The 12980-nt window shown below is 62.7% G+C and carries 16 protein-coding genes; 6 read left to right on the forward strand and 10 right to left on the reverse strand.

What is annotated here, in order from left to right; all coding sequences use genetic code 11:
* Positions 1-49: 49 nt before the first annotated feature.
* A complete protein-coding gene (locus ACWUKX_RS20740) occupies positions 50-664 on the forward strand; it encodes a transglutaminase-like cysteine peptidase (protein ID WP_127314014.1) in 615 nt (204 codons plus the stop codon).
* Positions 665-671: 7 nt separating this feature from the next.
* On the opposite strand, the gene ACWUKX_RS20745 is transcribed toward ACWUKX_RS20740, so the two are convergent.
* The 4 genes from ACWUKX_RS20745 to ACWUKX_RS20760 are packed head-to-tail and all read right to left on the reverse strand — an operon-like array spanning position 672 to position 3442.
* Complete coding sequence (locus ACWUKX_RS20745) at positions 672-1040, reverse strand: helix-turn-helix domain-containing protein (protein WP_095520159.1); 369 nt, start codon at positions 1038-1040, stop codon at positions 672-674.
* A gap of 28 nt (positions 1041-1068) precedes the next feature.
* Positions 1069-1599, reverse strand: a complete 531-nt coding sequence (locus ACWUKX_RS20750) for a Smr/MutS family protein (protein WP_029348044.1) — start codon at positions 1597-1599, stop codon at positions 1069-1071.
* Positions 1596-2717: a murein transglycosylase A gene (gene mltA / locus ACWUKX_RS20755; protein WP_456008706.1), complete on the reverse strand. Its 1122-nt coding sequence runs from the start codon at positions 2715-2717 to the stop codon at positions 1596-1598. Before mltA ends, ACWUKX_RS20750 begins: the two co-directional genes overlap by 4 nt.
* A 23-nt stretch (positions 2718-2740) precedes the next feature.
* Positions 2741-3442 carry a Tim44/TimA family putative adaptor protein gene (locus tag ACWUKX_RS20760; RefSeq protein ID WP_065006492.1) on the reverse strand — a complete coding sequence of 234 codons (702 nt, stop codon included), beginning with the start codon at positions 3440-3442 and terminating at the stop codon, positions 2741-2743.
* A 199-nt stretch (positions 3443-3641) separates the two neighbouring features.
* On the opposite strand from ACWUKX_RS20760, the gene ACWUKX_RS20765 reads away from it, so the two are divergent.
* Together ACWUKX_RS20765 and secB are read left to right on the forward strand one after the other, a co-directional pair.
* The gene (locus ACWUKX_RS20765) at positions 3642-4142 is read left to right on the forward strand and encodes an FxsA family protein (protein WP_456008762.1); all 501 of its coding nucleotides are present in this window, start codon (positions 3642-3644) and stop codon (positions 4140-4142) included.
* A 169-nt stretch (positions 4143-4311) separates the two neighbouring features.
* Positions 4312-4812, forward strand: coding sequence for a protein-export chaperone SecB (gene secB, locus ACWUKX_RS20770; protein ID WP_029348040.1), 501 nt, complete (start codon positions 4312-4314; stop codon positions 4810-4812).
* Positions 4813-5089: 277 nt separating this feature from the next.
* Here secB and ACWUKX_RS20775 read toward each other — a convergent pair whose 3' ends face one another.
* From ACWUKX_RS20775 to ACWUKX_RS20800, 6 genes are all read right to left on the reverse strand, one after another.
* The gene (locus ACWUKX_RS20775) at positions 5090-5377 is read right to left on the reverse strand and encodes a GIY-YIG nuclease family protein (protein ID WP_456007914.1); all 288 of its coding nucleotides are present in this window, start codon (positions 5375-5377) and stop codon (positions 5090-5092) included.
* Positions 5378-5621: 244 nt separating this feature from the next.
* The gene (gene dnaQ, locus ACWUKX_RS20780; protein WP_456008707.1) at positions 5622-6341 is read right to left on the reverse strand and encodes a DNA polymerase III subunit epsilon; all 720 of its coding nucleotides are present in this window, start codon (positions 6339-6341) and stop codon (positions 5622-5624) included.
* A gap of 85 nt (positions 6342-6426) precedes the next feature.
* Positions 6427-7029, reverse strand: a complete 603-nt coding sequence (gene coaE / locus ACWUKX_RS20785; protein ID WP_456008708.1) for a dephospho-CoA kinase — start codon at positions 7027-7029, stop codon at positions 6427-6429.
* An 11-nt stretch (positions 7030-7040) separates the two neighbouring features.
* A complete protein-coding gene (locus ACWUKX_RS20790; protein ID WP_455839213.1) occupies positions 7041-7889 on the reverse strand; it encodes a shikimate dehydrogenase in 849 nt (282 codons plus the stop codon).
* A complete protein-coding gene (locus ACWUKX_RS20795; RefSeq protein WP_456008710.1) occupies positions 7882-8481 on the reverse strand; it encodes a Maf-like protein in 600 nt (199 codons plus the stop codon). Before ACWUKX_RS20795 ends, ACWUKX_RS20790 begins: the two co-directional genes overlap by 8 nt.
* Before the next feature lie 169 nt (positions 8482-8650).
* Positions 8651-9472 carry a pyruvate, water dikinase regulatory protein gene (locus ACWUKX_RS20800; protein WP_029348035.1) on the reverse strand — a complete coding sequence of 274 codons (822 nt, stop codon included), beginning with the start codon at positions 9470-9472 and terminating at the stop codon, positions 8651-8653.
* Between the two features lie 403 nt (positions 9473-9875).
* Here ACWUKX_RS20800 and hemE point away from each other — a divergent pair, with 403 nt between their 5' ends.
* The 3 genes from hemE to rho all read left to right on the forward strand — a co-directional run bounded on the left by hemE (position 9876) and on the right by rho (position 12971).
* Complete coding sequence (gene hemE, locus ACWUKX_RS20805; RefSeq protein ID WP_456008712.1) at positions 9876-10904, forward strand: uroporphyrinogen decarboxylase; 1029 nt, start codon at positions 9876-9878, stop codon at positions 10902-10904.
* Complete coding sequence (hemJ, locus tag ACWUKX_RS20810) at positions 10901-11443, forward strand: protoporphyrinogen oxidase HemJ (protein ID WP_029348031.1); 543 nt, start codon at positions 10901-10903, stop codon at positions 11441-11443. Before hemE ends, hemJ begins: the two co-directional genes overlap by 4 nt.
* A 262-nt stretch (positions 11444-11705) precedes the next feature.
* Positions 11706-12971 carry a transcription termination factor Rho gene (rho, locus tag ACWUKX_RS20815; RefSeq protein WP_027153631.1) on the forward strand — a complete coding sequence of 422 codons (1266 nt, stop codon included), beginning with the start codon at positions 11706-11708 and terminating at the stop codon, positions 12969-12971.
* Positions 12972-12980: the final 9 nt, after the last annotated feature.

Here is a 12980-nt window from a genome sequence, read left to right on the forward strand (position 1 = left end):
CTGTAGATCGCCCTTAACCTTTCATTAACAACAAGGGACGAGGGGGACAATGATTTCCTCACCAATGGCGAGAAGGCTGCGCGCGTGCGCCCTGTTAGGGCTGGCACTTGCGGCAGGCTGGTCTACGGCGGCTTCGGCGGGACCAATGGCAACCGGCGGGCCGACATCGCAGCCGATCGGCCATTACGATTTCTGCAAGACCAGTCCGGCCGAATGCTCGATCCATCCGGGCAATCTCGCCCCGGCCACCATGAGCGGTGCGCTCTGGCGCAAGATGCTCAGCGTCAACGCCAGGGTCAACGCCGCCGTCAAGCCGATAAGCGACATCGACATTTATGGCAAGGACGAGGTCTGGGCCTATCCCGTCAAGGGCGTTGGCGACTGTGAGGACTATGTCTTGGAAAAGCGCCGCGAATTGAACCGCTTGGGCGTTTCCTACGCCAATCTTCTGATGACCGTCGTGCGCAAGCCGGACGGTGAGGGCCACGCCGTGCTGACCGTGCGCACAAGCAAGGGCGACTACGTCCTCGACAATCTGGACGGAAAGGTCCGCTCGTGGGACCGGACCGGCTATCGCTTCCTCAAGCGGCAGGCGATCGACAATACCGGCCGCTGGGTCTCGATCCGTGATGGCCAGCCGGTTCTGGTCGGCGCGGTTCAGTAGCAGGCCGTCACTTTGGCTGCTTCAGCGCGGCGCGGATCGATGCGGTGATGCGGCGAAGCTCCGCTTCGTCGAGTTTTTCGATGTTTTCGGCCAGAACATTGGCAAGCTCGGTGGCGGCGGGGCTGAGGCCCGACGTGTCGAGCTTCACCCGTGGGTGCGAGGTGTCGGCCAGCCGCTCGAGTTCTTCGGCATCGTCCCATATGACATTGAAATAGCCGATGATCTTCTGGATCAGCGTCCAGGTCGGCGCGCCGCGGCGACCATGCTCCAGCGCCGACAGATAGGCGGCGCTGACGCCGATCGCCTCGGCCATGGCCTTCTGACTGACGCCGCGTTGGCTTCGCAGGGCGCGAAGCTTTTCGCCGAACGGGGTCACGAGTGCATCCTCATGGGGTGCATCCTCATTAGCGCCCACGCCGCAGGCGGACATAGAGCGCGCCCGAGCCGCCATGGTTGCGGGCAGCATGGTCGTGACTGGAGACAAGCGGCCTGAAAGCGGGTGTCGACAGCCAGGCGGGCACGGCGCGCCGCAAGATGCCGTCGCCGCCCGACGACGAACCCTTGCCGGTGATGACCAGCACATAACGGATGCCCCCGGCATGCGCCCGGTGCAGGAAGGAAAACAGCAGCGAATAGGCTTCGTCCTGGCTCAGGCCATGCAGGTCGACGCGGCCTTCGATCGGCAATCGGCCCTTCGACAGTTTTTCCAGCGTCGGTTCGTCGATCACATGCGAGACATGCTGCGCCTTTGCTTTCGTGGCCGCAGCAGGAGCCATCGCCTGGACACGCGGCGGTGGCTTCGTGTCATCACCGACGTCCGGGCCGATAGCCGGGATGTCGCTGGCGGACTTGCCCTTCAGCGGCTTGGCCGTGCGCGCCACCAGGTTCCACAGGACCCGATCGTCCTCGCTCAGCCTGTCGATGCGCCGTGTCATCGCCCCGCTCCCGGTACAAGCGGGCGCGGTATCAGCGCGTAGAAATCGGCAGGGTTGCGGACAACGCCGGCGATCTCGCCGGCCGCATGTCCCGTTCCGGCGAACAGGTCGCCGCGGGCCGGCCCGGTAATGGCCGAGCCGGTATCCTGCGCGATCATCAGTCGCCGGAACGGCTTGTCGTCGAAAGCGGTCAGCGACGGCCCATCGATGTAGAACGGCGTGCCGAATGTATGCAGCAGACGGTCGACAGCGACGGAGCGGCCCGGCGTCAGCGGCACTTTTGCGCCAGCGATCGGCCCGAGTTCCGGGTCGTCGACAGCCGCCTCGCGGAAGAAAATATAGGACCGGTTGCGCCACAGGATCTCGTCGATGCGATCCGGATGCGCCTTGAACCAGGCGCGGACCGACTGCATGGTCACCGCTTCGAGCGGGATTTCGTCTAATTCACTCAGGATCTTGCCGGGTCCGGTAAAGCGCTGGCCGGATTTGGCGGCATAGGTGACGCGGCAAAACCGGCCGTCGGTCATGGTGAGCCTGGCTGCACCTTGCACGTGAATGAAGAAGGCGTCGATCTTGTCGGCTAGCCAGGCGATTTCCAGACCCTTGCCAGCCAAACGCTTGCCGACGAGCGCGCCGCGCTCGATCTCGCCGCGGTCGAAATACTCGACCGGCCCGTTCGGCGTGGCGCGGCCGAAGGCGAGATAGGGATCCATGCCGGGCGGCCGGTTGACGTCGTCGATGTCGACGAGATCGGCCGGGCGCGACAGCAGCGGCACCGCAAATCGTTCGGTTCGCACCGATGAAGCGTCGACCACCGGTTCATAGAAGCCGGTGACGAGGCCGGTGCCGCCGCTTTCGCCCCCTATGTGCGCCGGGATGAAATGATGCTCGAAGAAGGCGCGGGCTTGCGCCCGGTCGGTTGGCGAAACGGTGCGGGCTGCAGCGTAGGCCTCGGTGAAGGCATTGAAATCGACGCCGAGCCCGCCGGAGCGATAGGGTTTTGTCAGGACATGAAAAGCCGAGCGCCGGAAAGCCGCGAACGCGGCCAGATGGTCGTCCTCGTCCCAACCGGGCAGATCGTCAAAGGATTTTTCGCGGAACGCCTGAGATAGCGACACCGGAGCCTCGCCGTGGTCCGGGCTCAGTCTTCTTCTTCGGTGGCAACGAGCTTCCAGTTCGGGTCGCGCGAGCGCGTATCGCGGGCGAAGGTCCAGACATCCTTGACCTCGGCGACGGTTTCGGGATCGCCGTCGATGACGGCGCCGGCCTTGTCGCGCGTCGCCGAAATCAGCTCGCTGACGATGCGCAGCGTGATATGCGCCTCGCTGCCCTTCATCTCGGCGGAAACGATGTCGGCCTTGTCGATGCCGACGAAGGAGGACTGGATCTTTTCCGATTTCGCCTCGCGGTCGCCGATGGCCGCGACAAAGCCGTCATAGACCTCGCGCGACAACAGGTTCTTCAGCGTCTTGCGGTCGCCATCGGCATAGGCCATCACGATCATTTCATAGGCCATCTTGGCGCCATCGACGAAGGTCTTCGGGTCGAATGCCGGATCATTGTCCTTGATCGCGCGCAGTCCCTTGTTGAGATCGGTGTCAGGCTTGGCGAAGGCGTCGATCGCCGCATAGGCGTCGATTGCCGGCTCTCCCGGCGCTCGCTTGCGCGGCAGCGAGACCACATTCTCCGGCTTCTGGGTGTCGTCGCGCGTCCGGCCCGCCGTATAGGGATCGAAGGGCGGGCGCTCACTGCCGGTGCGGCGGCCGAGCACATTGCGCAGCTGGAAAAAGATCACAACCGCCGCAACCAGAAAGAAAATCGTGCCGAAGTCGAAGAATCCCATATCTTCCGCCAATCAGTCCCTACTCCGGCCGGACCGCCCGGCCAGGCAATGGCTGCGGTCGCATAGCGTTCAACATCCAAAGCATATAGAACGCAAGGTGCAATCATTCAAATTAAAGGCAGGCATACCTATCTAAAAGAGCCAGTGCCAGCGGCGATTGCCCGCAGGCCGGCAAAACATGGAAACGATCGGTCAAGATTTGCGCATTTCGCTGCTTCCCCTGTTCGTCCTCGCGCTTCCGCTGCTGGAGATCGCTGGTTTCGTCGTTGTCGGCCGCCAGGTCGGCGCCCTGGCGACGGTCGGCCTGGTGCTGGCTTCGAGCATCGCCGGCGCGCTGTTGTTGCGATACCAGGGTTTCGGCGTCATGACCCGGGTCCGGGCCGAGATGGACGCCGGCCGTGATCCAAGCCGCCAGCTCGCGCATGGCGCCATGATCGTGCTGGCCGCGATCCTGCTCATCATTCCCGGCTTCATTACTGACATTTTCGGCATTCTGCTGTTCCTGCCGCCGGTTCGCGACCTTGCCTGGCGCCTGTTGAAAGGCCGCATCGTGCTGGCGACCAATTTCAGCACCGGCGGGTTCAGGGCCCGGCAACGCGACAAGACCATCGACCTTGACGACAGCGACTATTCGCGCGGCGACGACTACAAGCGCGGCCCGGATCACGATTCTCCATGGCGCCGCCTCAAGGACGAGTAGCTCGCCTTGAGGACGAGTAGGGTCGGCAAACGCCTCCGGGACGAGTAGGTCGGCAAACGCCTCCGGGACGAGTAGGTCGGCAAACCTTGTCTTGTCATGCCGGCCATGGTAGCGAACGCCCGATTTCAATCCGGTCAGCAACGCTGCCCAGGCAAAAGGACAAAGGCTTATGGCCAGCAAAGACGACGCGCCGACCGGCGCGGCCAGTGGCAACGGCGACGCGACGCAGCCCTCGCTCAATGTGCTTGCCCAATATGTGAAGGACCTTTCCTTCGAAAGCCCCGGCGCGCCGAACTCGCTGCGCGGCCGCGACAAGGCCCCTGGCATCGCCATCAACGTCAATGTCAACGCCAACCCGCTTTCGGACAAGCAGTTCGACGTCAATCTGACGCTGAACGCCAAGGCGTCCTTCGACAAGGAAGTGCTGTTCAACGTCGAGCTGGTCTATGGCGGCGTTTTCGCCATCAGCGGCTTCCCGCAGGAGCACATGCTGCCGCTGCTGTTCATCGAATGCCCGCGGCTGCTGTTTCCGTTCGCCAGGCAGATCATCGCCGAGGCGACGCGCAATGGCGGCTTCCCGCCCTTGATGCTCGATCCGATCGATTTCGCGCAGATGTTCCAGCAGAAGCTGGCTGAGGACCAGGCCGCCGGCAAGGTTAAGGTGAGCTGAGGCTGGTGTTGCGCAGCCTTTGAAGAACCCGGCCTCGCGCCGGGTTTTTTTGCTTTGAGACGAGCTCCTCAATCCTGACAGGTCGGAAGCCGATCCGCAGCAACCGTCGATAGTTACTGTCCGCGGCCAATCTCAATGGCAGGTCGCCTTCGAGATTAGCCGAAACACCCCTCCGTTCGTCATCCCAGGGCGGAGCAAGGAGCGAAGCGACGCGGCGCAGACCCTGGGATCCATGCCGTTACCTCGCGGCAGTGCTCCAGCGGACCAGAACCGAACGCTACCACCCCGTTCCGCGAAAAAGCTCGAACCACTCTGGATTGGTCTTCTCGATCAGTTCTATCTTCCACTGGCGCGGCCAGCGCTTCAGCGACTTCTCGCGCTGGATGGCATCGCGGATATCGAAATGTTCTTCGTACCAGACCAGACGCTGCACGCCGTAGCGGCTGGTGAAGCGCGAGCTTTGGCCGGATTTGTGCTCTGGCATGCGGCGGCCGAGATCGTTGGTGACACCGATGTAGATCGTGCCACGCTTCTGGCTCGCGGTCATGTAGGCATAGCCGGTCATGGTTGAAGGGTAGCCCGCACCGTTGCGGATGCAAGCGCCGTTCTGAGCCGCTGCATTCTTCGGCTGATGTCACGGCATGGATCCCAGGGTCTGCGCGACGTCGCTTCGCTCCTGCTCCGCCCTGGGATGACGAAGGGAGGGATGCTTCGGCTAATCTCGACGGCTTGCGACCTGCCACTGAGATTGCCACGGAAACGGAACAATCGACGTTCGTTGCCGATCGCCTTCCTACCCGTCAAAATAGCTATGCCGCGGAACTTGCTTCCGCGGCGACGCGCAGCCAGAGCGCTTTTTCGCCTAATGTGCCGACCATGCTCGCGTGCGCGCTACGCTCTGCGGCGGTCAGGCGAGACGGCAGTGCAATCGGCCGAGCGCCGATGCTGATGTCGATATCGTCGACATTTCTCCTGCCGCCGGCGGGCGCCGTGGCACTGTCGAGGATGAGGGCTGCCTGTTTGCCGCCGATGAGCTCGATATAGACCTCGGCCAGCAATTCCGAATCGAGCAAGGCGCCGTGCTTGGTGCGACGGGCATTGTCGATGCCGTAGCGCCGGCACAGCGCGTCAAGCGAATTGGGTCCCATCGGATGCTTGCGGCGCGCCAGCGCCAGGGTGTCGACGACAAGTCCGGGGTCAACGAGCGGATGGCCAAGCCGGCCGAATTCGACATTGAGAAAAGCGATATCGAAAGTCGCATTGTGGGCGACCAGCTTGGCGCCGTCGATGAAGGCAAGAAACTCCTCGGCGATGTCGCTGAAGGTCGGCTTTCCCATGAGATCGGCGGCGCTGATGCCATGAACGGCCTGCGCCTCCGCATGAATCGGTCGTCCTTGCGGATTGATGTAATGGTGGAAGGTGCGGCCGGTCGGGAACCGATTGACCAGCTCTATGCAGCCAAGCTCGATGACGCGGTCATCGCGGAAATCGAGACCGGTGGTTTCCGTGTCGAAGATGATCTCGCGCATCGAATCATTCCGTTGGGTCCGGCGTTATTCCAGCCGAATCATTATGGGAACAAATTGGCAACATATTCCGCCCGATGCAAGCGCGTTAAGGAGGCTTGCCGGCCTTATCCCCCACCAGTTCGGCGACGATCGCATTGACCGCCGCGCGCGCCGCATCGAAGCCCTGTCCAGTGTCGATGATGAATTCGGCGCGCTTGCGCTTTTCGGCGTCGGGAACCTGCCTGGCCAGGATCGACGCCAGCTTCTTTTCGCTCATGCCCGGCCGCGCCAGCACGCGGGCGCGCTGGATTTCGGCCGAGGCGGTGACGACCACGACCTTGTCGACGCGGTCGCGGCCACCGGTTTCGAACAGCAGCGGGATGTCGAGAAGGACAAGCGGCGCGCTGGCGGCACGGTTCCGGGCCAGGAAGGCGTCGGCGTCGGCGCGGACCAGCGGGTGGATGATAGCTTCCAGCTGTTTCAAGGCCGCGGCATCGCCGAGCACTCGCTCGGCCAGCTTCGTGCGATCGACCGACCCGGATTTTGTGGTTCCGGGAAAAGCTGCCTCCACCAACGGAGCCGCCTTGCCGGCGTAGAGGCGATGCACAGCCTCGTCCGAATCGTGGACGGGCACGCCGGCTTCGGCAAACATCCTGGCCGTAGTCGACTTGCCCATGCCGATCGATCCGGTGAGGCCGAGCACGATCATGCCTTTCACTCCTAAGTCATTCCTTGGGCACCGAGATCGGCGACGATCATCTGCCGCAATTCGGCAGTGACCTCCGGCCTGATGCCGAACCAGCGCTCGAAGCCGGGCACCGCCTGGTGCAGCAGCATGCCGAGGCCGTCTACGGTCTTCAGGCCCCGCGCTTTGGCTGCGGCCAGCAACGGCGTTTCCAGCGGCACATAGACAATGTCGGTGACGATGGCATGGTCCGGCAGCCTGCGGGGATCGGCGGACAGGCCTCCATGGCCATGCATGCCGAGCGCTGACGTGTTGACCAGCAGGCCGGCATCGGCAAGCAGCTCGCCGGTCGCGTGCGTGCCATGGGCCGAGACGCCGGCGCCGAAGCGGTGGCGCAATTCCTCGGCTCGGGCGAGCGTTCGGTTGACGATGCGGATGTCACTGATGCCGCGTTCCATCAACGCATGGATGACCGCGCGGGCGGCGCCGCCGGCACCGAGCACCACGGCCGGGCTATTTGCGGCCCAGCCCGGCGCATGCTCGTCGAGATTGGCGGCAAAGCCATGGGCGTCGGTGTTGCCGCCGCACAGACTTCCGCCCTCGAACCACAGCGTGTTGACGGCACCGATCTGTTCGGCCGCATCGTCGCGGTGCGTCGCCAGCGCGAAGGCGGCTTCCTTGTGCGGGATGGTGACGTTGCCGCCACGGTAGCCAGTCGCCTCGAGCGTTCTCACGAATTCGGCAAAAGCCTCCGGCGCGACGTCGATGGCCCGGTAGCTGCCGTCGATACCGTATTTCGCCAGCCAATAGGAATGGATCTTCGGCGACCGGGAATGCGCGACCGGGTGGCCGGTGACGAATGCCTTTTTCGCAGCCTCAGCCATCGATGGCGCCGAGGTCACGCAGCTTGGCCAGAGCGGGCAGAAGCGGCAGGCCGACGATGGTGAAGTAGTCGCCTTCTATTCTTTCGAACAGCTGGATGCCTTCGCCTTCGATCTGGTAGGCGCCGACGCTGGACAGCGCCTTGGCGCCGACCCGCGCCAGATGGCGGCCGATGAAGGCCGGATCGAGCTTTCGCATGGTCAGGCTGGCAATGCCGACATGCCGCCACAGAACCGCACTGTTGCGGGCCAGCACCACGGCGCTGTTGAGCTGATGGGTCTTTCCCGACAGCGCCAAGAGATGGCGGCGCGCGCCTTCCATGTCGACCGGCTTGTGGAACAGTTCGTCGCCGAGCGACAGCGTCTGGTCGCAGCCAAGCACCAGGGCGCCGGGCTTTCGCTCGCTGACCTCGGTGGCCTTGGCCTCGGCAAGCACCAAGGCGACGTCTTCAGGCGAGATACCGCTGTCTTTCAGTGGCGCCTCAAGCGCGCGCTCGTCGACTTCCGCCGGAACCGCCTCGACCGCCACGCCGGCATTGACAAGCAGCGCCTTGCGGAACGGGCTGCCCGAGGCAAGGATGATTTTTTCGGCCATTTTTATCGCCCGAGTCCTGACGCTCACTAGCGTGTGTCGAGATTCAGGTCAGGCCGAGTCGAAAATTGTGGCTTCCGAGAACCGGAGCGGAGCGTACTTTTCGTACGTGAGCACCGGAAGCGCAGGAAGCCGCCGTTTGCAGGCCGGCATCACCTGAATATCACACGCCCTAGCGCGTCTTGCCGCGCAGGGCAACGATAGCCGCCGCCGTCTCTTCAATCGAGCGGCGGCTGACGTCGATCATCGGCCAGCCATGCCGGGTGCAGATCTGGCGGGCATAGGCGAGCTCTTCGGCGATCGCGGCGCGGTCGACATAGTCGGTCGGCTCGTAGGCGCTGGTGTTGCCGAGGATGCGGTTCTGGCGGACCTGAGAGATGCGCTCGGCGGTGGCGATCAGCCCGACGATCAGCGGTTTCGTGGCGTTGACCAGGCTTTCCGGTACCGGCACGCCCAGCACGATCGGGATGTTGGCGGTCTTGATGCCCCGATTGGCGAGATAGATGCTGGTCGGCGTCTTCGAGGTGCGCGAAATGCCAACGAGCACGATGTCGGCGTCGTCCATATTGGCGGGCAGCTGGCCGTCGTCATGCTCCATGGTGAAATTGAGCGCGTCGATGCGGCGAAAATATTCGGCGTCGAGAACATGCTGGGCGCCGACGCGGCGGCCGGCCGGCGTGCCGAGATAGGACTGGAACACAGTCAGCACCGGTTCCAGCACGGAGACGCAAGGCAGGCCCATGGCGGCGCAGCGTTCGTCGATACCGCGGGCGAGCTTTTGGTCGACGACCGTATAGAGGATGATGCCCGGCTCCTCCTCGATGTCCTCGAACACTTTCGTCACCTGCTTTTCGGTGCGGATGAGCGGGTAGATATGCTCGATGGCGCGCGCATCCTTATATTGCGCGGAGGCCGCGCGGCCGGCCGCCAGCAGCGTTTCACCGGTGGCATCGGAAATCAGGTGAAGGTGAAAGAAGCTCTGGGGTTTGTTCACAGGGGTTCGTTCCAAGCTGTGGGCCGATGTGGATAAGGTCGGTCGGAAAGATCGGCCGGTCGGAGGCGACTGTATCAGATGCCAGTTTGTCCACAATTCGTTGCGCTGTCGGCTTCGTCGGGCGGCTGGGGACAAGTTCGGGGACGGGCTTTTTTGACTCTGCCTCATCCACAGGCCCGTTTTCTTTGCGCGGCCCATAACGCATTGACCCAAATCCGAAATTTCCAACTGTCCCCAATCCCCTCCTACCCGGCAGAAGAAGCACGCGACAATATGCTGGCTGGCATTTTCCGGGGCAAAGCGGGACAGGAGACAACCACCGATACCAACAGACTCTTAGAATCATAAGATTCCTAGAAATAGAATATTTAATTATAGAGAAGCCTGGAGAGGCGAGCGCTGAATGCCCGAAAACCGGATCATGCTGGACGTGTTGAAGGGCAAGGCTGCGTTTCCGCCGCCGCTCTGGATGATGCGCCAGGCCGGCCGCTATCTGCCGGAATATCGGGAGACACGCAGGCGGGCCGGATCGTTCCTCGATCTTTGCTACGATCCCGATCTTGCTGTGGAGGTAACGCTGCAGCCGATAGAACGCTTTGGCTTCGATGCATCGATCCTGTTTTCCGACATTCTGGTCGTGCCGCATGCGCTGGGCCGCGACGTGCGTTTCGAGGAGGGACGCGGGCCGCTGTTGACGCCGATCTCGGCGGCGGAGATTGCGGCTCTCGACGGCGAAACGTTTCACGTGAATCTCGAACCGGTCTACGAGACGGTCAGACGGCTGCGGACAAAACTGCCTGATGAAACGACGCTCATCGGCTTCTGCGGCGCGCCGTGGACGGTGGCGACCTATATGATCGCCGGCCACGGCACCTCAGACCAAGCGCCGGCGCGGCTGTTCGCCTATCGCGAGCCGGCGGCTTTCCTGCAGCTGCTGAACGTACTTGTCGATTACTCGGCCGCCTATCTCATCCGCCAGATCGAAGCAGGCGCCGATGTGGTGCAGGTTTTTGACTCGTGGTCCGGCGTGCTCGACGAAGTGTCTTTCGAGGCCTTTTGTGTCGTGCCGATGGCGGAGATCGTCAGGCAGGTACGGGCCGTGCATCCCAACGTTCCGATCATCGGGTTTCCCAAGGGCGCCGGCGCCCACTACCGGAGCTATCGCCAGAAGACCGGCGTGACGGGGCTGGGGCTCGACTGGACCGTGCCGTTGACGACGGCAAAGGAACTGCAGCGCGACGGCGCCGTACAGGGCAATCTCGATCCGTTACGGCTGGTGGCCGGCGGCAAGGCTCTAGCCGACGGCGTCGACGCTATCTTGAAAGCACTGGGCGATGGACCGCTGATCTTCAATCTCGGGCACGGCATCACGCCGGAAACGCCGATCGCGCATGTCGAGGCGATGGTGAAACTGGTGCGGAGCGCATCATGACGATGATGGGGAATGGCACCGCGGAAGGTGGTGCTGGCGCAATGCGCCGCGCGGCGATAGCGATTGCGGTTTTCCTCGTGTTGGCTGGGCTTCTGTTCCTGTTTGGGCCAGATGATTTCTATCCCTGGGCAAAGGCGATCCATGTCATTGCCGTCATCTCCTGGGTGGCGGGCATGCTCTATCTGCCGCGGCTGCTGGTTTATCATGCCGATGCGGAGAAAGGCTCCGTCCAGTCGGAAACCTTCAAGGTGATGGAGCGCCGGCTGCTGCGCGGCATCATCAATCCGGCCATGATCATCACCTGGGTATTCGGGCTCTGGCTGGCCTGGAAAGGCTTTGGTTTTCAGGGCGGATGGCTGCATGCCAAGATCGCCGCGGTGCTCGGGCTCTCGGCCGTTCATGGCTATCTGGCCGGCGCGGTGCGCAAATTCGCCGAGGACCGCAATGAAAAACCGGCGAGGCACTGGCGGATCGTCAACGAGTTCCCCACATTACTGATGATCGTCATCGTCGTGCTGGTCATCGTGAAGCCGTTTTGACGCCACCGCATCGACCCGAAAATCGGGATCGATTTTCGGAAAGGACGATGCGGAACTCAAAAAGTCTTACAGCGTCCTTTGCGCGTCGAGAGAGACGCGCGGCGCTCACAAAAGGCGGCTTGCTCTTTTAGTCGACCGACGATAAAAGACGGGTCTTCCTTCCCGTCATGCGCCGCCCCATTCATCGCTTCGGCCGCGCCCGGCATTTGTCGCATCCCGCCGATATTTTCCCCATGCTTAGTCACTCAGAGTCCGTCTAATGATGCAAGAAATGAAACTCACCGAGTTCAAGAACAAGAAACCGCCAGAGCTGATCGCTTATGCCGAATCGCTCGAGGTCGAGAACGCCAGTGTGATGCGCAAGCAGGAGCTGATGTTCGCAATCCTGAAGCGGCTGGCGACCCAGGATATCGAGATCATCGGCGACGGTGTGGTCGAAGTGCTTCAGGACGGTTTTGGCTTCCTGCGCTCGGCCAATGCCAATTACCTGCCGGGCCCCGACGATATTTATATTTCGCCGTCGCAGATCCGCCGGTTCTCGCTGAAGACCGGCGATACCGTCGAAGGCCCGATCCGCAGCCCGAAGGAAGGCGAGCGCTATTTCGCGCTGCTCAAGGTCAACACGATCAATTTCGACGACCCCGAAAAGATCCGCCACAAGATCCATTTCGACAATCTGACGCCGCTTTATCCGACCTCGCGGCTGAAGATGGAAATGGACGTTCCGACCTCGAAGGACATCTCGGCGCGCGTCATCGACCTGGTGGCGCCGCTCGGCAAAGGCCAGCGCGCCCTGATCGTGGCGCAGCCGCGAACCGGCAAGACGGTGCTGTTGCAGAACATCGCCCATTCGATCACCACCAATCATCCGGAATGCTATTTGATCGTGCTGCTGATCGACGAGCGGCCGGAGGAAGTCACCGATATGCAGCGCTCGGTGAAGGGCGAGGTCGTCTCCTCGACCTTCGACGAGCCGGCGGTGCGCCACGTCCAGGTCGCCGAAATGGTGATCGAGAAGGCGAAGCGCCTGGTCGAGCACGGGCGCGACGTCGTCATCCTGCTGGATTCGATCACCCGCCTCGGCCGTGCCTACAACACCGTGGTGCCGTCATCCGGCAAGGTGCTGACCGGCGGCGTCGACGCCAATGCCTTGCAGCGGCCGAAGCGCTTCTTCGGCGCAGCCCGCAACATCGAGGAAGGCGGCTCGCTGACCATCATCGCCACCGCGCTGATCGACACCGGCAGCCGCATGGACGAGGTCATCTTCGAAGAGTTCAAGGGCACCGGCAATTCGGAAATCGTGCTCGACCGCAAGGTGGCGGACAAGCGCATCTACCCGGCCATGGACATCCTCAAGTCCGGCACCCGCAAGGAAGACCTTCTGGTCGCGCGCCAGGACTTGCAGAAGATCTTCGTGCTGCGCCGCATCCTGGCACCGATGGGCACAACCGACGCCATCGAGTTCCTGATCGACAAGCTCAAGCAGACCAAGACGAATGCGGATTTCTTCGATTCGATGAACACGTAAGGGTCAGGC

The organism is Mesorhizobium sp. f-mel (genome assembly GCF_053850215.1).

Excerpts from the sequence above, each read along its gene's own strand:
- ACWUKX_RS20740 (WP_127314014.1), top strand. The coding sequence starts at position 50 with ATGATTTCCTCACCAATGGCGAGAAGGCTGCGCGCGTGCGCCCTGTTA.
- ACWUKX_RS20750 (WP_029348044.1), bottom strand. The coding sequence starts at position 1,599 with ATGACACGGCGCATCGACAGGCTGAGCGAGGACGATCGGGTCCTGTGG.
- ACWUKX_RS20760 (WP_065006492.1), bottom strand. The coding sequence starts at position 3,442 with ATGGGATTCTTCGACTTCGGCACGATTTTCTTTCTGGTTGCGGCGGTT.
- secB (WP_029348040.1), top strand. The coding sequence starts at position 4,312 with ATGGCCAGCAAAGACGACGCGCCGACCGGCGCGGCCAGTGGCAACGGC.
- ACWUKX_RS20775 (WP_456007914.1), bottom strand. The coding sequence starts at position 5,377 with ATGACCGGCTATGCCTACATGACCGCGAGCCAGAAGCGTGGCACGATC.
- dnaQ (WP_456008707.1), bottom strand. The coding sequence starts at position 6,341 with ATGCGCGAGATCATCTTCGACACGGAAACCACCGGTCTCGATTTCCGC.
- coaE (WP_456008708.1), bottom strand. The coding sequence starts at position 7,029 with ATGATCGTGCTCGGCCTCACCGGATCGATCGGCATGGGCAAGTCGACT.
- ACWUKX_RS20790 (WP_455839213.1), bottom strand. The coding sequence starts at position 7,889 with ATGGCTGAGGCTGCGAAAAAGGCATTCGTCACCGGCCACCCGGTCGCG.
- ACWUKX_RS20795 (WP_456008710.1), bottom strand. The coding sequence starts at position 8,481 with ATGGCCGAAAAAATCATCCTTGCCTCGGGCAGCCCGTTCCGCAAGGCG.
- hemE (WP_456008712.1), top strand. The coding sequence starts at position 9,876 with ATGCCCGAAAACCGGATCATGCTGGACGTGTTGAAGGGCAAGGCTGCG.
- hemJ (WP_029348031.1), top strand. The coding sequence starts at position 10,901 with ATGACGATGATGGGGAATGGCACCGCGGAAGGTGGTGCTGGCGCAATG.
- rho (WP_027153631.1), top strand. The coding sequence starts at position 11,706 with ATGCAAGAAATGAAACTCACCGAGTTCAAGAACAAGAAACCGCCAGAG.